We start from the raw sequence: 18,637 nt of genomic DNA, 5'->3' as shown, positions 1-18,637 counted from the left end.
TTAATTCTTCAAATAAAAAAGATTAAGACGGCACATGCGGCTTTAATTCGGATTTGCCAAAAATTCAGGCAGCCTCCCAATAATCGATATAAAGCTGCAATTCAACCTGATTTCGCCACTCGTTGGCCACCGGGCGATACACGGTGCGGATACGCGGCGGAATGTCTTCGGTGCAGCGCCAAAACATCGCCTCAAATTCACAACCCTCTTTTCTCAACCACACTTTCTTATGATTGACACCCATCGCCTGCTGGCGGACCACGGCAAATTCATCAGTAAAACTCGGCGGAGCAAAGCCTTGCCCCCACACCCGTTGCGCCAAGTTCTGCGCTTGCGCCAGCGTGATTTCGGCCGCAGGCAGGCTTCCGTCAGTCAGATACGTTTGCGACAAATCGCCTTCGCGCAGCAAGCTCTTTACCGTGCTTTCAAAAGCAGCTTGAAAACGGCCGATGTTTTCCGCGGCGATACTCAGCCCGGCCGCCATAGCATGACCGCCGAATTTTAAAATCAAACCCGGGTGGCGTTTGGCAACCAAATCCAGCGCATCGCGCAAATGGAGCTTGGGAATGGAGCGGCCGGAGCCGCGCAATTCACCGTTATCGGCCGGCGCAAACACAATGGCCGGACGGAAAAAACGGTCTTTCAGGCGGCTGGCTACAATGCCGACCACGCCCTGATGAAAATCCTCACGATAAGCGGTTACCGTGGTTTGCCCGGACGGCAGTGTTGCGGGGAATGCGTTTAAGGCGTCTTGCAGCATGGATTGCTCGATTTCACGCCGTTCGATATTCAAATCATTTAACCGCGCTGCCAAATCTTGCGCGCTTTCTTCATTATCGGCCAAGAGGCAGGCGATGCCCACCGACATATCGTCAAGCCGCCCTGCCGCGTTGATGCGCGGCCCCAGCGCAAACCCCATATCGAAGGGCTGAGCTTTGCGCCAATCGCGTTTGGCCGCCTCAAACAATGCCTTGATGCCGCAACACATTTTCCCTGCCCGCATCCGCTTTAGCCCTTGCGATACCAAAATCCGGTTGTTGTGGTCGAGCGGCACCACATCGGCCACCGTGCCCAACGCAACCAAATCGAGCAAACCAGCCAAGTTCGGCTCCAAAAGCCTGTCTGAAAAATGCTGCCTCCCCCGCAACTCGGCGCGCAAAGCCATCAACACATAAAAAATCACGCCGACACCGGCGAGGTTTTTACTGGCAAAGCCGCAGCCGGCCTGATTGGGATTAACGATAATGCAATCGGGCAAATGCTCGGCAGGCAAATGGTGGTCGGTCACAATCACATCCAAGCCCAATGCCTGCGCGCGCGCCACGCCGGCCAAACTGGCAATGCCGTTATCCACCGTAAGCAGCACTTGTGCCCCGCGCGCCGCCGCTATTTCCGAAAGCTCGGGAGTCAGGCCGTAGCCGTGCTCGAAACGGTTGGGCACCAGAAAATCCACCGTCGCGCCCATTGCCGCCAGTCCTTTCATACCAACGCTACAGGCGGTGGCGCCGTCGGCATCGTAATCGGCCACAATCAGAATGTTTTCCCGCCGCACGATTGCATCGGCCAGCCGCCGCGCCGCCGCTTCACAGTTTTTCAAACTTTGATACGGCAGCAAAGCACCGAGTTTGTCTTCCAACTCTTCCGGCCTCTCCACCGCCCGCGCAGCGCACAGCCTTGCCAGAAGCGGGTCGGCGCCCGCGGCAATCAATTTTCGGCAGGTCTCGTCGTTAAACTGTCGGATTTGGATTTTGTCAGACATACATCATATAGGAAAACGGAAAAGCGGTATTGTACGCTTTTTAGGCGGAATTTTCAGACAGGCATTTTTTCAAGCAGGCATACATATATAATACGCACCATGATCTACCACCACATTGCGCTTAACGTTCCACTCGGGCTGCTTACCTATGCCCACCCCTCCGCCATACCCGCCGGCACGCGGGTTGTGGTGCCGTTTCGCGGGCGCGAAGTGGTCGGCATCATATGGGCCCATTCAATCGAACCCGACATTGCCTCGTCAAAAATCCGGCCGGTCAGCCAAGTATTCAGCGCAGAACCGCCCATGCCGGAAAACTGGCGGGCGCTACTTGATTTTACGGCACGTTATTATCTTTATCCCCTCGGGCAGGCCGTTTTTACCGCGCTGCCACAAGGTTTGCGCGAACCCAAATCAGTAATAACGCCTAAGCCGCCTATGTTTTACACGCTCAGCAGCACAGGCCGCACGCAAAAAGCCCCTCCAGAACACTTTCATAAAAAACACGCCTTATGGCAAGCACTAGCCGACCGGCCGCAAGACGAAGCCTGTCTGAAAACCCTGCACAACCAAGCACCCAAGCTGATTCAAGAATGGCTGGCGCAAGGCTGGGTTGAGCCCGTTGCGGCCGCTGAACCAGCCATCCAACCCTCAACCCACACCTTAAACGACGACCAACGAGCCGCCTCTCAAGCCGTGCAGGCAAGCATCGGGCACTTTCAAACCTTCCTCCTGCACGGCATTACCGGCAGCGGCAAAACCGAAGTCTATTTCGACATCATGGCCAAAGTGCTGGCCGCAGGAAAGCAGGTTTTGTTCCTACTGCCGGAAATCAACCTAACCCCGCAGCTGCTGCAACGGGTGGAAACACGGTTTGCCGGCATACCCACCGCCGTTTTACACAGCCAAACCGCTGCCGGCCGCCGCACCCAAGACTATCTGCGCGCCATGACAGGCCAAGCCAAGCTGATTATCGGCACGCGGCTGGCCGTCTTCACCCCACTGCCCGACTTAGGGCTCGCGGTAGTCGACGAAGAGCACGATTCTTCCTTCAAACAAGACAACGAATTGCGCTACCACGCGCGCGATTTAGCCGTGTGGCGCGGAAAACAAAGCGATTGCCCAATCGTATTAGGCAGCGCCACCCCTAGCTTAGAAAGCTGGCATAAAGCCCAAACCGGCGCCTACCGCCTGCTCACTCTGCCGCACCGCGCCCATCGTGCCGCCCGGCCGCCCCAAGTGCAGATTATCGATGTGCGACGGCAAACACTCGACAACGGCTTTTGCACACACGCCCTACAACGCCTGAGCGAAAACCACCGGCAAGGCGGCTTATCCATGGTATACCTCAACCGCCGCGGCTTCGCACCCGCTCTCTTTTGCGGCGATTGCGGCCATACTTTCGGCTGCCCCCGCTGCTCCGCAAAAATGGTATTACACCAGCGTGCCCGCCAGCTGCGCTGCCACCATTGCGATTTCAGACAGCCTATTCCCTACCAATGCCCCGATTGCGGCAATCAAGACCTAACCGCCGTTGGCCACGGCACCCAACGGGTGGAAGAAACCCTGCAAGCCTTTCTGCCCCAAGCCCGCATTGCGCGAGTAGACCGCGACAGTACCAGCCGCAAAAACGATTGGGCCACGCTCTACCAACAAATTGCCGAAAACCGCATCGATATTCTGGTTGGCACGCAAATGCTCGCCAAAGGGCACGACTTCGCCAAGCTGAATCTGGTGGTCGTACTCAATGCCGACGGCAGCCTGTATAGCGCAGATTTCCGCGCGCCGGAAAAACTGTTTGCCGAACTGATGCAAGTTGCCGGCCGCGCCGGTCGCGCCGATACGCCCGGGCAAGTGCTGATTCAAACCCAGCTACCCGAGCACCCCGTGTTTGGCGCCGTTCAAGCGCACGATTACGCCGCATTCGCTGAACACGAGCTGGCCGAGCGCGAAATGTTCGGCATGCCTCCATTCGGCTTTCAGGCAGCCATTCGCGCCGATGCCGCCCGCATGGAAGATGCTCAACGCTTTCTAGCCGAAATCAAAACCACAATCGAACCGGCACTGCCGGAAGACACCAGCCAGCTCGGCCCCGTACCCATGCTGATGATGCGGTTGGCCGAACGCGAACGCGCCCAAATACTCATCGAATCCCCCTCGCGCAAACACCTGCACCGCGTCGCCGCTCTATGGTTGAACAAGTTGCAAAACCAACGCGATGCCAGCATCCGCTGGTCGATAGACATTGATCCGCAAGAAATGTAGTCAACAAAAAAACATCCTAACTTAACAGGCATGCGAGGCTATCAATACAAGGTCGTTTGTCAAAATTCAGATTCCAACAAATACGCTCCCTCAGATACCGCGGTCTCACAAACGAAACTGGCCGCTTTATGGTATATTAAACGCTTAATTACGGCGGGTTTGCGGCTTGTTCCCGTGCCTTTATTAATGAAATGAAAACCAAAATGTTATGCCTGTCTGAAAAACGTCTGCGCCGCTTATCGGCCTTGCTGTTGCTCTTATGCCCGCTTGCTGCTTTCGCGCTGGATACCGGCGCTATCCCGCCGAGCGAAATGGCTGTTTATGTGCAGGATTTGCAAACGGGGCAGGTTTTGCAGGCGCATCAAGCCGATACGGCGTTTAACCCTGCATCAACCATGAAACTGGTTACTTCATTTGCGGCCTTGCGTGCGCTGGGGCCTGATTTTGCGTGGCAAACCGAATTCAAATCCGATGCCGATGCCGCCAACGGCAATCTGAACGGCAACATCTACTGGGTTGGCAGCGGCGATCCCGTTATGGATCAAAACGATTTAATCTCCGCGCAACAACAGCTGCGCGACCAAGGCATCCGAAACATCAAAGGCTTGCTGGTGCTCGACCGCAGCATCTGGCGCGGCGCTGGTTCGGCCGAAGGTTTCGGCGACGATGCGGGCGAGGCTTTTGCCACCAATCCCGACCCTCAAATGCTGGCTTATAAAGTGGTCTGGCTCAGCCCCGATCGCGATGAGGCGGGCCTGCCGGTTATCCGCACCAACCCGCCGCTGCCCGATATCGTACAAGACACCCGCATCCGCTTCGTGCCCAACGGCAGCTGCGCCTCGCTCAAACGCTATCTTTCGGCCAAATATGCCGACGGCGTGTTACAAACCAGCGGCACCCTGCCTGAAAGCTGTATCGGCAAGGAAACCTTTATCAACATGCTGGATATGCAAGACTTCGCCGCCAGAAGTTTTGTCAACCAGTGGAACGTAGCGGGCGGCCAGATAACGGCCGGATATCAAACCGGTGAAGCGCCGGCTCAAGCGCAAACGTTGGCCATCCACCGCTCGCCACCTTTGCGCAAGGTTTTGAAGCGCATGAACAAGTCATCAAACAATGTGATTGCCCGCACGGTCTTCCTCACAATGGGCGCGCATGCATCCGAAAGCCAGACGGTTCAAAATGCCGAAGCGGCGGTGCGACGCGAGCTTGTCAAAGCTGGCTTGGACGACGAAGCATTGATATTGGAAAACGGCTCGGGGCTTTCCCGCCGCGAGCGGGTCACGGCGCGCTTGCTCGGCAACCTGCTGGCCAAAGCCTACCAAAGCCCTTTCAGACAGGCATTTGTTGATACGCTGCCCATTTCCGGCACCGACGGCACGCTGGAAAGGCGGTTTAAAAGCCGAACGGGCGAGCTTTATTTGAAAACGGGCACGCTCAAAAACGTGCGCGCATTGGCAGGCTACTATCTGCCGCGCAATCCGTCGGCGCATCCGTTGGTAATCGTGGTGTTGGTCAATAGCGACAAATCCGATTATTATGTCAGCGACATTGATAAACTGGTACAAGGCCTTCTGCCGCCGCCACAATAATTTTCAGACAGGCATCTTGCAAAAGCCGGCTTGCGGCGCCATACTGCAAACACCTTTATCTGAGAAGCATGACTATGCAGCAAGTAACTATGTACACAGGCTCCTTTTGCCCTTATTGCAATATGGCCAAACAAATGCTCAGGCAGCTGGGCGTAGAAGAGATTAAAGAAATCAATGCCGACCGCGAACCGCAGGCGTTTGCCCAAATGCAGCGCACCACCGGCCAACGCAGCGTTCCGCAGATTTTCATCGGCGAAACCCATATCGGCGGTTTTACCGATATGTATTCCTTGCATCAACGGGGCGGCCTCGTGCCTCTGCTGAATCAAGAATAAACCCATTTTTCCAACCCTTATCCCATAAGAGAGACCGAAATGAGCGAGCAAGATCAAGTTCAACAAGAAGCCCAACCCGTTTTCAGCATCGAAAAATTATATGTAAAAGATATGTCGCTCGAAGTGCCGCACGCGCCTAAAATCTTTCTGGAACAAGGCGAGCCTAACGTTGATATGCGCGTATCCACCGAAAGCCAGAAACTGGAAGACGAATTTTATGAAGTAAGCGTTACCATCACCGTTACCGCCAAACTGGCAGACGAACGCATCATGTTTCTGAATGAAATCACCCAAAGCGGCATCTTCCGTTTGTCTAATATTCCGGAAGAAGATTTGCAGCTGCTGCTGGCCGTTGCCTGCCCCAACATCATCTTCCCTTACGCACGCGAAGCCGTATCCACCACCATTACCCGCGCCGGCTTCCCGCCCGTTTTATTGGCGCCGATTAATTTTGAAGCGCTGTATCAACAGCAACAAGAACAAGGCAACGCTTAAAAGCTTGTCTGAAAAGAAAAGCCCGCGATTTTGCGGGCTTTTCTTTTCAGACAAGCATCAATCATCAAACAAAACATTATCTGGCATCTTTAAACCCGCGCTTCAAATGCACCATCAGCAAAGCTACCGCAGCCGGCGTAACGCCGGAAATGCGCGAAGCCTGACCAACCGTCTCGGGGCGATGCTGGTTCAGCTTTTGCTGCACTTCGGCAGACAAACCTTTTACCTTGCCATAATCAATCTCCGCCGGCAGACGTAAGGTTTCCAAATCGCGGCGGCCGTCGATTTCTTCGTTTTGCCGGTCGATATAACCTTGATATTTAACCTGAATTTCCACCTGCTCGGTAACGCTTTCCGGCAGCGGCGCTTCCGGTGCGGCGGCAGGAAGCGTCATCAGTTCCGCATAATTGATATTCGGACGGCGCAATAAATCATGCAAGTTGGCTTCGCGGCTGAGTTTCTGGCCAAATACGCGTTCTTGCTCGCTTTCAGACAGCTTTTGCGGCGTGTACCAAGTGGCCTTCAAACGTTGGATTTCACGCTCGATTTGTTCGCGTTTGTCACAGAATGCCCGCCATTGCGCCTCGCCCACCAAACCGATATTGCGGCCGTCTTCGGTTAGACGCATATCGGCATTGTCTTCGCGCAATTGCAGACGGTATTCCGCGCGGCTGGTAAACATGCGATAAGGCTCGTTGACGCCTTTGGTAATCAGATCATCAACCAAAACGCCCAGATACGCCTGTTCGCGCCGCAACAGCAAAGGCTCTTGCCCGCGCACATATTGAACGGCATTTGCTCCGGCCAGCAAGCCTTGCGCCGCGGCCTCTTCATAGCCCGTGGTGCCGTTAATCTGACCGGCAAAAAACAGGCCGGAAATCGTTTTGGTTTCCAAGCTGGCTTTCAGATTGCGCGGATCAAAATAATCGTATTCAATCGCGTAGCCCGGGCGCAGGATATGGGCGTTTTCCAAACCTTTCATACTGCGCACCAGCGCAAGCTGGATATCGAACGGCAGGCTGGTGGAAATGCCATTTGGGTAATATTCGTGCGTAGTCAGCCCTTCGGGCTCAAGAAAAATCTGATGGCTGTCTTTATCGGCAAAACGGTTGATTTTGTCTTCAATCGAAGGGCAATAACGCGGGCCGACGCCTTCGATTTTGCCGGTAAACATCGGGCTGCGGTCGAAACCGCTGCGGATAATCTCGTGTGTTTTCAAATTGGTATGGGTAATCCAACATGAAATCTGGCGCGGATGCATATCTGCATTACCGCGCACGGAAAACACCGGCACCGGCGTATCGCCGGGCTGCTCGGTTAATTGAGAAAAATCAATGGTGCGGCCGTCGATACGCGGCGGCGTGCCGGTTTTCAGACGGCTTTGCGGCAGATTGAGCTCTTTCAGGCGACCTGACAAGCCTTGTGCGGCAGGGTCTCCGGCACGGCCGCCGGCGTAGTTTTCCAAGCCGATGTGGATTTTTCCGGCCAGAAACGTGCCGGCAGTCAATACCACGGCGCGCGCTTTGAAGGTTACGCCCATTGCGGTGGTAACGCCGCTTACCCGCTCGCCCTCAAGCGTGATGTCTTCCACCGCTTGCTGAAACAATTCCAAGTTCGGCTGGTTTTCCAGCATGTCGCGAATGGCCGCTTTATACAAAATACGGTCGGCCTGCGCGCGGGTGGCGCGTACGGCTGCGCCTTTGCTGGCGTTCAAACGGCGGAACTGAATGCCGGCTCGGTCGGTGGCCAACGCCATGGCTCCGCCCAGTGCGTCGACTTCCCGCACGAGATGGCCTTTGCCGATGCCGCCGATAGAAGGGTTGCACGACATTTGGCCTAGGGTTTCGATATTGTGGGTCAATAGCAGGGTTTGCGCGCCCATGCGGGCTGCGGCCAAAGCGGCTTCGGAGCCGGCGTGACCGCCGCCGACCACGATAACGTCGTAGGTTTTAGGGTAAATCATGGCGTTGAAAGCGTTACGAAAAATAGCGTGATTGTACGCCGTTTTGCCGCCTGCCGCCATGCCGGCGAAGAGCGAATGTTTTCAGACAGGCATTGGGGCGGCAGTGGGTTTTTCCGTTATAATCCAAGCCTGTCTGAAAATCTCGTGAAACTAAAGGAACGCTATGAAACTTCTTGTTATCGGCAACGGCGGACGCGAACATGCGCTGGCCTGGAAACTGGCGCAATCGCCCAAGGTGGAAACCGTTTTTGTGGCGCCCGGCAACGCCGGTACCGCACACGAACCGAAATTGCAGAATCTGGCCAAAACCGCGCATACAGATTTGATTGAATTCTGCCGGGCCGAAAACATTGCATTTACACTCGTCGGCCCCGAAGCGCCTTTGGCGGCGGGCATTGTTGATGATTTCCGAGCCGCGGGCCTGCCGATTTTCGGCCCCACTCGTTCGGCAGCACAGCTGGAAAGCTCTAAAGACTTTGCCAAAGCATTTATGCAAAAACACAGCATTCCAACCGCGGCCTACCAAACTTTCGACCAAGTCCAACCTGCGCATGATTATGTAAATCGAAAAGGCGCGCCGATTGTGATTAAAGCCGACGGTTTGGCAGCTGGCAAAGGGGTGATTGTAGCGATGACGTTGGACGAAGCCCACGCCGCCATCGACGATATGTTGCTCGACAACAAAATGGGCAGCGCCGGTGCTCGGGTGGTTATCGAAGACTTTCTGCAAGGCGAAGAAGCCAGTTTCATTGTGATGGTAGACGGCGACAATGTGCTGCCGATGGCAACCAGCCAAGATCACAAACGCCTGCTTGATAACGACCAAGGCCCCAACACAGGCGGCATGGGCGCATACAGCCCCGCGCCGGTGGTTACGCCGGAAGTATATCAGCGTGTTATGAATGAAATTATTCTGCCTACCGTACGCGGAATGAAAGCCGACGGCAACGAATTTACCGGCTTTCTTTATGCCGGCCTGATGATAGACCGCAGCGGCGCACCTTACACCATCGAATTCAACTGCCGCTTCGGCGATCCGGAAACGCAGCCGATTATGAGCCGCCTCGACAGCGATTTTGTGGATTTAGTGCAAGCGGCCATTGATGGAAAGCTGGATGGCATTACCGCCCAATGGAACCCGCAAACCGCGGTCGGCGTGGTGCTGGCTGCGGCAAACTATCCGGAAAACCCAAAAAAAGGCGACCCTATCGAAGGCTTGGAAGCGGCGAATGCCATAGGCAAAGTTTTTCACGCGGGCACCTCGGAAGATGCCGATGGTCGCATTCTTACCAATGGCGGCCGCGTGCTTTGCGCCGTCGGTTTGGGCGGCGATGTTGCGGCAGCGAAAGCCAAAGCTTATGAGGCGGTAGAAAAAATCCGTTTTAGCGGTATGCAGTATCGCAAAGATATCGGCAACAAAGCGATAAGAAATTGATTTTTAACAAACAATATTATCTAGCCATAAATAAAAAGCCTGTCTGAAATCTTTCAGACAGGCTTTTCTATCGCGAATAATAATCTAATTATATTACCAGACTTAAATTAATGCAAAAATCATACTCGCTTAGCCAACTCTTCAGCTTTGCCGACATAGCCTGCAGGCGTCAGTAGCAATAGTTGCTGTTTCGCTTCGGCAGGGATTTCCAGCGTTTCGATAAATGCTTTCAATTCTTCGGGCGTAATGCCGCCTTTGCCGCGGGTCAGTTCTTTGAGTTTTTCATAAGGGTTGGCAACACCATAACGGCGCATCACCGTTTGAATCGGCTCCGCCAATAATTCCCAAGTGGCATCCAAATCCGCGGAAAGCGCGGCCGGATTTACTTCCAGCTTGTTCAAACCGCGCAAATGCGCCACCCAACCCAATAAGGTGTAACCGGCGCCAACTCCCATATTGCGCAAAACGGTGCTGTCGGTAAGGTCGCGTTGCCAGCGGGAAACGGGCAGTTTTTCCGCCAGAAAACCCAATACCGCATTGGCCATACCTAAATTGCCTTCGGAATTTTCAAAATCAATCGGATTGACTTTGTGCGGCATGGTAGAGCTGCCCACTTCGCCTGCTTTCACTTTTTGCTTGAAATAACCAAGCGAAATATAGCCCCATACATCGCGGTTGAAATCAATCAAAATGGTATTGATGCGCCCAATGGCTTGGAAAAACTCAGCCATGTAATCATGCGGCTCAATTTGAATGGTATACGGGTTAAAGGTTAAGCCTAATGCGTTTTCAACGAATCGCAGGCAATGATTTTCCCAATCTACATCAGGATACGCAGCCAAATGAGCATTGTAATTGCCCACCGCTCCGTTAATTTTGCCTAAAAACTGCTGCGCCTCAATGGCTTTGATCTGGCGCTGCAAACGGTAGAGCACATTTGCGATTTCTTTGCCTAAAGTCGTCGGCGTTGCCGGCTGGCCGTGGGTTCGGCTCATCATGGGAACAGCAGCCAAATCATGCGCCATCGTTTGCAATTTCACGGTAATTTCCGCCAATTTAGGCAGCAAAACATTATCGCGCGCTTCGCGCAACATTAATGCATGGGAAAGGTTATTGATGTCTTCACTGGTGCAGGCAAAATGAATAAATTCGCTAGCATTGCTGATTTCTTTATTATTTTCAAAACGTTGCTTAAGCCAATATTCAATTGCTTTCACATCATGGTTGGTTGTGGCTTCAATAGCCTTAACCGCAGCGGCATCCTCCAGTGAAAACCCTGCGGCAACACGATCAATTTCAGCCAACGTTTCAGGGGAAAACATCGGAACTTCAACAATTCTTGGTTCGGCAGCCAAGGCTTTGAGCCACTCAAGCTCCACTTTCACACGGGCTTTCATCAAACCGTATTCGGAAAAAATCGATTGCAACGCTTCTACGGATTTGGCATAACGACCGTCAAGCGGGCAGAGGGCGGCAATGGGATTAATCATGTCGGATTCCTATTTTAAAAAGGCGCAAAGTATCGCCCATTATACATCATGCAACTGTCGAAAGCCTTCCGAAATGATACTGACCGCGCCATTCTTACCGCCCGAATTTTCAGCAACACAGAGCTGAATAAAGATAAACGATTTAATACAATAAAAGCGCCTTGCCCCAAGCGAGGCTCTCCCGCATAAGCTTGCGGGTATAGTGCAATCGAGAATCAACGCAGCCCTCTCCTGCATAAGATTGAATCTTTTTCCGGGGCCATAATCTGCTTGCAAACCATTCCGCCCGAGGTAAGTGAAAACTTTCGCTAACCAGAATAATCTTGTTGCTATTTTTCAGCAACGGGGCGCTGAACATAATGTTTTCATAAGTGTTTTCAGAGCGGCTTTCTAGCAGGATATAACTCGATGGAATGCCCAGTGACACGGCGATATCGCGCATGGCTTCCGCTTCATTATTGCCGTCGTTATCCGTTCCGCCCGACATAATCAATACTCGCACCTTTCCTGCATTGTAAAGCTGTGCGCTTGCCTCCACTCGCGAGCGCAAACATGGGTTTGGCTGGCCATTACGATTAACCGCATTTCCCAACACCAAGGCCGCATCGGCGAACGCAACCGTTTGAACAGAATGTTGCTCAACTTCCTCCGCCAGATAATGAAGATAATAAACCATAGCACCCCATGCAAAACAAACAGCACCAAAGGCTAAACACAGCAAGCGGAGAAAAGTATTTTTAGGTTCCATTATTCATGCCTGTCTGAAAATTACCGTTCACATAACAAGCCATTTCTAGAAATATAGTAATGCACAAAATAGTCAACCAGATAAATAAAACTTAAAGAAAAGCTCATACAATGTATTTAAACCGAAGGACTGACATCTAATGTTTTTTCAAAAAAGCAAAGGTTATTTGTATCCGGCATTTGCATCATCGCCTCTCTGACAACACCTCGTCCAACCAAGAAAGCGCAAACCGAACCGCCTGGCTTCGAATACTATCCCGATTACCGTCGAATTGCCGGTGAACAGCGAAAACTTTTCCCTCATAAGCCAAACCGAACCACACCGTGCCGACAGGCTTTTCTACGCTACCGCCGGTAGGGCCCGCTATGCCGGAAATACTTAACGCATAGTCAGATTTAGCGGCTTGGCGTGCACCTACCGCCATCTCTTTAACAGTCTCTGCGCTGACTGCACCGTATTGGTTTAAAGTATCCTGATTAACGCCCAAAAAGCGATGCTTGGCTTCGTTGCTGTAAGTAATAAAGCCGGTTTCAAACCAAGCGGAGCTGCCGCTCAAGCGTGTTAATTCAGCCGCAAGAAGGCCTCCGGTACACGATTCGGCACACGTTACGGTTTGATGATTGGCAGCAAGCCGGGCAGTTACCCTATGTAAAATATCTTCCATATGATTCTCTATAGGCTTTACCTGTTTTCAGGCAGGCATCATGCCTACGCGTTCAACAAGCGGTATTGCACCCTGATAAATTCATCCAATACCATTTGTTGGATTTCCTGACGACGAGATGCAGGCGAAGCAAAACGAACCACCAAATTATAAACCTTATCATCATAAGGCACCCGACTGATGCGGGGATAGGCCGCCGGCGTAATAAAATGCTTTTGAACTTGTACTTCTTCAAAATATTTTTCAATAACCCGAATATAAGGCCCGCATTTTTGTTGCAACACTTCCTCCAAATTCGGCACAATTTTATCCGAATCCAAATGAATCGGCACAGGAATATCAAAAGTGTGCACAACATACGAACCGAGAATATTATCGCGTTGTACCGAATGCGATAGCAGCAAGCTATTGGGAAAAGAAATGGTTTTGCCTGAAAGCTGGCCAACTTGGTTGTTCGGCCCGATCTGCATCATCAGCGTATTAAACAGATTAATATCAACCACCCGCCCACGCATATGGTTAACCTCAATATAATCGCCGACAGAATACTGCTTGGTTACCGCCCGCAAAATGCTGCCGGATAAGCACATAATCAACTCTTTCGTTGCCACAACCGTTGCTGCGGCAAGCGCCACCATGGAAAGCGCAAAGGTTTGAATCTGCGAGGCCCATACAAAAAATAAGCCCAGAATACACGCCAACATGGCAAGGTTGCGGCTCATCACCACCGAACGGCGCTTTTCTTCAATTTCCAAATTCGGATGGCTGCGAAAATGCAACCGCAGCAACATATGGCGGATAAGCAAAACCGCGAAAATCAAGCAAATGGAATAAAACCATTCCGAGCGAATCGGACTGCTTTTTAAAATTTCTTGCAGGATGCTCAAAAATTCAGGCATAGCATTTCTTCTATTATTCAAACAATAAAGTAAGCGATAGGCTCTATAAAAGGCATAATGCCTGTCTGAAACCTTTTTCTTTTTTCAGACAGGCATTATATAACCAAATCATTTTCTTATCCGATAAACACTAGAAAACAATTTGCCTCATAGCGACTCCAGCTTCGCAAATTTTGTATCCAATTCTTTCACACCGTCTTTGCCGAAATTAATGATCAGCCTCGCCGACTCCCCCTTATCAACAGCATCAATAATCACACCAGTACCAAATTTATTATGACGTACGTTTTGACCGATGCGAAACCCGGCATAGTTTTTCGGCGCTTTATAAGGCGTCTTTGTTACGGTAGTAGATTGGCGGTGTGGTTCAACATTACCTATTGTTCTCGTCTTTGCGGGGGAGAGATAATGCAAAACCTCTTCCGGAATCTCTTCAACAAATCGCGACACCACGCCAAAGTGAGTTTGCCCATGCAACATGCGCTGTTGCGCCATGCTGATATAAAGCCGTTTTCTCGCCCGGGTAATGGCCACATACATTAGCCGTCGCTCCTCTTCAAGGCCTCCGTGCTCCGCAAGGCTCAATTCGCTGGGAAAACGGCTCTCCTCCATACCTGTCAAAAACACAGTATCAAACTCCAGCCCTTTAGCTGCATGCACCGTCATCAGTTGTACAGCGTCATCATCTTGTCCGGCTTGATTTTCTCCCGATTCCAGCGCCGCATTGCTTAAAAAAGTCAAAATAGAGAATGCCAAACTATCCTCAGCTTGCTCTGGCAGTACTTCAAAATAGCTGTCTTCAGGCCTGAAAGCGATTGCAGCATTGATCAGCTCTTCTAAGTTGTCTAAACGGTCTTGATGGTCGCTTTTTTGATTTTTATAATATTCAACCAAGCCACTGTCATAAACAGCCGCCGATACTATCTCGGCCAAAGAAAGCTGACCAACCTGTTGGCCCAAGTTTTCAATTAGTTTTACAAAAGCAGCCACCTTAGCAGCTTTCCCGCCCATTCCACACGCTGCCTGCCAAAGGGAAATGCCGTGCTCGACAGACAACGCTTGAATACTCTCTACCGTTCGCGTGCCTATTCCACGGGCAGGAACATTAATAACCCGTAAAAAAGCATTGTCATCATCAGGATTAACCGCCAGCCTCAAATAGGCTAAAGCATGTTTGATTTCTTGGCGCTCATAAAAACGCAACCCGCCATATATCTTGTAAGCAACGCCACTACGAAACAACGCCTGCTCGATAATACGAGACTGGGCATTACTGCGATAAAGAATGGCCATCTCGTTAGAAGCCCAGCCGCTACGTTGCAACGATTTAATTTCATCAACGATAAACAACGCCTCATCAACATCTGTAGGTGCTGAAAAGAAGCGGATTTTCTCTCCATTTTCAGCCTCTGTACGTAAATTTTTACCCAAACGCTCGCTATTGTTTCCGATAACTGCATTGGCCGCAATCAGGATATTGCCGACAGAACGATAATTTTGCTCCAATTTAATCGGCGTATCGATACCAAACTCATCCATAAAACTGGCCATATTTCCAACGTTTGCGCCTCGGAAACGATAGATAGACTGATCATCATCGCCAACCGCAAACACAGCCGCATCGCCTCCCGCCATGAGCTTCAGCCAGGCATATTGCAGTTTATTGGTATCTTGAAACTCATCAACCAAAATATGATTGAAGCGGTTTTGGTAATGATTTCGCAAAATTTCATTGGTTTGCAATATTTCATAACTACGTAGCATGAGTTCGGCAAAATCAACCACACCCTCTCGCTGACAAACGCGATCATATTCAGCATAGCACTCAATCATTCGTTTAGTATGCAGGTCTGGCGCCTGTAACGCAGAAGATCGCAAACCCGCTTCTTTTTGAGCATTAATAAATCCTTGTAACGAACGGGGCGCAATCACTTCCTCGGCGATATTAAGCTGTTTGAGCAAACGCTTGATTAAAGCCAACTGATCAGCATGATCAAGAATTTGAAACGACGCAGGCAAACCTGCATCACGATGGTGCAACCTTAAGAAACGATGACAAAGACCATGAAATGTTCCCAGCCACATCGCCCTGATGTTGATCGGAATCATGGCACTCAAACGCGCCTGCATCTCTTTCGCCGCCTTATTGGTAAATGTAACAGCCAAAATACTATTAACACCCGCTTGAGCGCTCTGCAAAAGCCACGCAATCCGCGTCGTCAATACCCGAGTTTTTCCACTTCCGGCGCCAGCCAAAACTAAAGCCGACTGAGGAGGCCACGTAACAGCAGCAAGTTGTTCCGGGTTTAACCCTTGCAAAAGAGAAGAGGGAGAGATATCAGAAAGCATGTTTTCAACTTATAACAGTAACAACAATTATATTGGACGTAATATATTTAAACCGAACAACCCGTTAACGAATTACTTCTATTCAGCGATTTTGCAAATACAACATTTTTTGAATATACATCAAACAAAAGGCTGATGCTGCACACAAACCATCCGCATGTCCATCAATGCGGACAGGCATTGCTCATAATTTTCCAAAGGAATATTTACAGTCAACCGACAATCCAATTGCAAATCCTGACGAACTACCATTGCCTGATGTTGCTTTACTAAACGGATAAGCTCGCTTAAATCAGGATAACCACAAATTATCCAAACCGTTTTTTCTATATTTTTTTCAATGATTTGTGCCTGTCTGAAAGATTCAGCCGCTGCATTTTTATACGCGTTAATTAAACCGGGAACCCCCAGCAAAGTCCCGCCAAAATAACGAACCACCACCACCAAGACATTAGTCAACCCAAAAGAATCAATCTGCCCCAGAATTGGCCTACCCGCACTGCCAGACGGCTCCCCGTCATCATTTACCCTAAACTGTAAGCCAACGACTCCTATTCGATAAGCATAACACCAATGGCGGGCTTTATGATGCTCCTGCCTCAAATCTTTCACATACTCCTTAACATCCTCTGCTGTTTGAATCGGATAAGCAAACGCCATAAATTTGCTACCCTTATCTTTGAACTCCCCAAAAGAAGGGGCTGCTAAAGTTTTATAATTATTAACAGACATAACATTTTAATTTTCTAGACAATGCACAGCAAAAGGCTCAATGAAATTTTTCAATAATTTTAGCCTTGAGCAAACAACAACGTTATCCAATATTAATTTATTTCCACTCTATCGAGGTATATATTATATAAAATAAATTGCAGGTTGAAATTCAACCTGCAATTATTGTTTTGTTTCACGTGAAACACACTATTTCTTTAATGCTTCCGTCAACTGAGGCACCACCTCAAACAAGTCGCCCACCAATCCAAAATCTGCCACATTGAAAATCGGCGCATCAGGATCTTTATTAATCGCAACAACTATTTTACTATCCTGCATTCCAGCAACATGCTGAATCGCTCCGGATATACCAACTGCAACATATAACTCAGGAGCAACAACTTTTCCTGTTTGCCCAACTTGATAATCATTGGGGGCGTATTCCGCATCGACAGCAGCCCGAGAAGCACCAATTGCAGCACCCAATGTATCAGCCAAAGGCTCAAGCAACGCATTAAACTGTTCCGCACTACCCAAAGCCCGGCCACCAGAAACCACCACTCGCGCCTGCGTCAACTCCGGGCGATTCGACGTAACCAATTCTTGATTAATAAAACGGCTAATATTTTGTGCAGAAGAGGGGGCAATCTCTTCGATTCCAGCCTGATTACTTCCCTCTGTTGCTGATTCAAATGCCGAAGTGCGAAATGTCAGAACCAATCTGGGTTCATCACTGCCGACTGTGATAAACGCATTACCCGCATAAATCGGGCGAACAAATGTTTTTTCATCTACAATTTCTATCAAATCAGAAATTTGAGAGCAATCCAACAAAGCAGCCACACGAGGCATCAAATTCTTACCAAAAGAAGTTGCCGCAGCACAAAGGCGGTTATATCGATCAGCCAAAGAAACCACCAACGGTGCCATTTCCTCCGCCAAAGAATGTGCATAGTGCGAAGCATCTGCCAGCAATACTTTTTCAACTCCTTCAACCTTGGAAGCCTGTTCTGCAACCGTACGGGCATTTTGGCCAGCCACCAAAAGATGCACTTTCCCCAGTTGACTGGCGGCAAAAACCGCATTTAACGTAGCCGGATTTAAGACTTGATTATTATGTTCAGCAATTACTAATACAGTCATTTTAAACTCCTTAAATTGCTTTTACCGCATGTAGTTTTGCTACCAATTCAGTAACATCAGCCACCCTCTCCCCAGATTGTCGAGGTTTCGGCTCTGCATACCGAAGCACGTTTACGCGTGTTTCAATGTTTACTCCCAACGCTTCAGGGGATAATTTTTCTAGCGGCTTTTTCTTAGCCTGCATAAGGTTAGGTAATTTGACAAACCTTGGTTCATTCAATCGCAAATCTGCACTAATAACCACAGGCAAACTTAAAGCAACGGTTTCAATACCCCCGTCAATTTCTCGGGAAACAATTACTTCATTGTCTGTTAATTCTACTTTCCCTGCAAAAGTGCCTTGTCCTGAATTTAAAAGGGCGGCCAGCATCTGAGCGGTTTGATTGGCATCGTCGTCAATAGCTTGTTTACCCAGCAATAAAATTTGCGGCTGTTCTTTTTCTGCAATCGCTTTCAATAGTTTAGCAACCGACAAAGGCTCTAACACAGCATCCGTCTCAACATGAATCGCTCTATCAGCGCCCATTGCCAGAGCGGTGCGCAAAACATCTTCACATTTTTTTTCACCCAAAGAAACAGCTACGATTTCACTGATTTTGCCTGCTTCTTTCAAACGCACCGCTTCTTCCACCGCAATCTCATCAAACGGATTCATCGACATTTTTACATTGCCGATATCGACACCAGAACCATCGGCTTTCACCCGAACTTTTACGTTGTAATCCACAACGCGCTTTACCGCGACCAATGCTTTCATGATCTTTCCTTTGTTCATTGCTTAATTCAAAG

Annotated in this window: 15 protein-coding genes; 5 read left to right on the top strand and 10 right to left on the bottom strand. The window is 50.2% G+C overall.

What is annotated here, in order from left to right; all coding sequences use genetic code 11:
* Window positions 1-64: 64 nt before the first annotated feature.
* The gene (gene recJ / locus Q4A84_RS02875) at window positions 65-1,759 is read right to left on the bottom strand and encodes a single-stranded-DNA-specific exonuclease RecJ (RefSeq protein WP_303087427.1); all 1,695 of its coding nucleotides are present in this window, start codon (window positions 1,757-1,759) and stop codon (window positions 65-67) included.
* Between the two features lie 99 nt (window positions 1,760-1,858).
* Between recJ and Q4A84_RS02870 the strand changes: the two genes are divergently transcribed.
* From Q4A84_RS02870 to secB, 4 genes are all read left to right on the top strand, one after another.
* Window positions 1,859-4,021, top strand: coding sequence for a primosomal protein N' (locus Q4A84_RS02870; RefSeq protein WP_303087426.1), 2,163 nt, complete (start codon window positions 1,859-1,861; stop codon window positions 4,019-4,021).
* 191 nt (window positions 4,022-4,212) lie between these two features.
* Window positions 4,213-5,613, top strand: a complete 1,401-nt coding sequence (gene dacB, locus Q4A84_RS02865; RefSeq protein ID WP_303087425.1) for a D-alanyl-D-alanine carboxypeptidase/D-alanyl-D-alanine-endopeptidase — start codon at window positions 4,213-4,215, stop codon at window positions 5,611-5,613.
* A gap of 74 nt (window positions 5,614-5,687) precedes the next feature.
* Window positions 5,688-5,948 (top strand): glutaredoxin 3, encoded by a 261-nt coding sequence (gene grxC, locus Q4A84_RS02860; protein ID WP_303087424.1) that lies wholly within the window; start codon window positions 5,688-5,690, stop codon window positions 5,946-5,948.
* A 39-nt stretch (window positions 5,949-5,987) separates the two neighbouring features.
* Window positions 5,988-6,443 (top strand): protein-export chaperone SecB, encoded by a 456-nt coding sequence (secB, locus tag Q4A84_RS02855; RefSeq protein WP_303087423.1) that lies wholly within the window; start codon window positions 5,988-5,990, stop codon window positions 6,441-6,443.
* Window positions 6,444-6,519: 76 nt separating this feature from the next.
* Here the strand turns inward: secB and mnmG are convergent, their stop codons facing one another.
* Window positions 6,520-8,406: a tRNA uridine-5-carboxymethylaminomethyl(34) synthesis enzyme MnmG gene (gene mnmG, locus Q4A84_RS02850; RefSeq protein ID WP_303087422.1), complete on the bottom strand. Its 1,887-nt coding sequence runs from the start codon at window positions 8,404-8,406 to the stop codon at window positions 6,520-6,522.
* A 163-nt stretch (window positions 8,407-8,569) separates the two neighbouring features.
* On the opposite strand from mnmG, the gene purD reads away from it, so the two are divergent.
* Window positions 8,570-9,841: a phosphoribosylamine--glycine ligase gene (purD, locus tag Q4A84_RS02845; protein ID WP_303087421.1), complete on the top strand. Its 1,272-nt coding sequence runs from the start codon at window positions 8,570-8,572 to the stop codon at window positions 9,839-9,841.
* A 119-nt stretch (window positions 9,842-9,960) separates the two neighbouring features.
* Here purD and purB read toward each other — a convergent pair whose 3' ends face one another.
* The 8 genes from purB to Q4A84_RS02805 form a co-directional block, all read right to left on the bottom strand.
* Entirely contained in the window at window positions 9,961-11,331 is a 1,371-nt protein-coding gene (gene purB, locus Q4A84_RS02840) for an adenylosuccinate lyase (protein WP_303087420.1), read from the bottom strand.
* 142 nt (window positions 11,332-11,473) lie between these two features.
* On the bottom strand, window positions 11,474-12,079 hold the full coding sequence (locus Q4A84_RS02835) for a YdcF family protein (protein ID WP_303087419.1): 606 nt from the start codon (window positions 12,077-12,079) through the stop codon (window positions 11,474-11,476).
* A 184-nt stretch (window positions 12,080-12,263) separates the two neighbouring features.
* Complete coding sequence (locus Q4A84_RS02830) at window positions 12,264-12,743, bottom strand: CinA family protein (protein WP_303087418.1); 480 nt, start codon at window positions 12,741-12,743, stop codon at window positions 12,264-12,266.
* 44 nt (window positions 12,744-12,787) lie between these two features.
* Window positions 12,788-13,642, bottom strand: coding sequence for a mechanosensitive ion channel family protein (locus tag Q4A84_RS02825; RefSeq protein ID WP_303087417.1), 855 nt, complete (start codon window positions 13,640-13,642; stop codon window positions 12,788-12,790).
* Between the two features lie 147 nt (window positions 13,643-13,789).
* Window positions 13,790-15,991 carry a UvrD-helicase domain-containing protein gene (locus tag Q4A84_RS02820; protein ID WP_303087416.1) on the bottom strand — a complete coding sequence of 734 codons (2,202 nt, stop codon included), beginning with the start codon at window positions 15,989-15,991 and terminating at the stop codon, window positions 13,790-13,792.
* 120 nt (window positions 15,992-16,111) lie between these two features.
* A complete protein-coding gene (locus Q4A84_RS02815; RefSeq protein WP_303087415.1) occupies window positions 16,112-16,723 on the bottom strand; it encodes a YigZ family protein in 612 nt (203 codons plus the stop codon).
* A gap of 189 nt (window positions 16,724-16,912) precedes the next feature.
* Window positions 16,913-17,848 (bottom strand): electron transfer flavoprotein subunit alpha/FixB family protein, encoded by a 936-nt coding sequence (locus Q4A84_RS02810; RefSeq protein ID WP_303087414.1) that lies wholly within the window; start codon window positions 17,846-17,848, stop codon window positions 16,913-16,915.
* Window positions 17,849-17,858: 10 nt separating this feature from the next.
* Entirely contained in the window at window positions 17,859-18,605 is a 747-nt protein-coding gene (locus tag Q4A84_RS02805) for an electron transfer flavoprotein subunit beta/FixA family protein (RefSeq protein WP_303087413.1), read from the bottom strand.
* Window positions 18,606-18,637: the final 32 nt, after the last annotated feature.

The sequence above is a fragment of the Neisseria sp. genome (genome assembly GCF_030527965.1).
In the GTDB taxonomy this organism is placed as follows: domain Bacteria; phylum Pseudomonadota; class Gammaproteobacteria; order Burkholderiales; family Neisseriaceae; genus Neisseria.
The sequence above is the reverse complement of the archived record's forward strand: the minus strand, read 5'-3'. Positions and strand labels throughout refer to the sequence as shown.

Coding starts and splice junctions, on each gene's coding strand:
- recJ (WP_303087427.1), bottom strand. CDS start 1,759: ATGTCTGACAAAATCCAAATCCGACAGTTTAACGACGAGACCTGCCGA.
- Q4A84_RS02870 (WP_303087426.1), top strand. CDS start 1,859: ATGATCTACCACCACATTGCGCTTAACGTTCCACTCGGGCTGCTTACC.
- dacB (WP_303087425.1), top strand. CDS start 4,213: ATGAAAACCAAAATGTTATGCCTGTCTGAAAAACGTCTGCGCCGCTTA.
- grxC (WP_303087424.1), top strand. CDS start 5,688: ATGCAGCAAGTAACTATGTACACAGGCTCCTTTTGCCCTTATTGCAAT.
- secB (WP_303087423.1), top strand. CDS start 5,988: ATGAGCGAGCAAGATCAAGTTCAACAAGAAGCCCAACCCGTTTTCAGC.
- mnmG (WP_303087422.1), bottom strand. CDS start 8,406: ATGATTTACCCTAAAACCTACGACGTTATCGTGGTCGGCGGCGGTCAC.
- purD (WP_303087421.1), top strand. CDS start 8,570: ATGAAACTTCTTGTTATCGGCAACGGCGGACGCGAACATGCGCTGGCC.
- purB (WP_303087420.1), bottom strand. CDS start 11,331: ATGATTAATCCCATTGCCGCCCTCTGCCCGCTTGACGGTCGTTATGCC.
- Q4A84_RS02835 (WP_303087419.1), bottom strand. CDS start 12,079: ATGGAACCTAAAAATACTTTTCTCCGCTTGCTGTGTTTAGCCTTTGGT.
- Q4A84_RS02830 (WP_303087418.1), bottom strand. CDS start 12,743: ATGGAAGATATTTTACATAGGGTAACTGCCCGGCTTGCTGCCAATCAT.
- Q4A84_RS02825 (WP_303087417.1), bottom strand. CDS start 13,642: ATGCCTGAATTTTTGAGCATCCTGCAAGAAATTTTAAAAAGCAGTCCG.
- Q4A84_RS02820 (WP_303087416.1), bottom strand. CDS start 15,991: ATGCTTTCTGATATCTCTCCCTCTTCTCTTTTGCAAGGGTTAAACCCG.
- Q4A84_RS02815 (WP_303087415.1), bottom strand. CDS start 16,723: ATGTCTGTTAATAATTATAAAACTTTAGCAGCCCCTTCTTTTGGGGAG.
- Q4A84_RS02810 (WP_303087414.1), bottom strand. CDS start 17,848: ATGACTGTATTAGTAATTGCTGAACATAATAATCAAGTCTTAAATCCG.
- Q4A84_RS02805 (WP_303087413.1), bottom strand. CDS start 18,605: ATGAAAGCATTGGTCGCGGTAAAGCGCGTTGTGGATTACAACGTAAAA.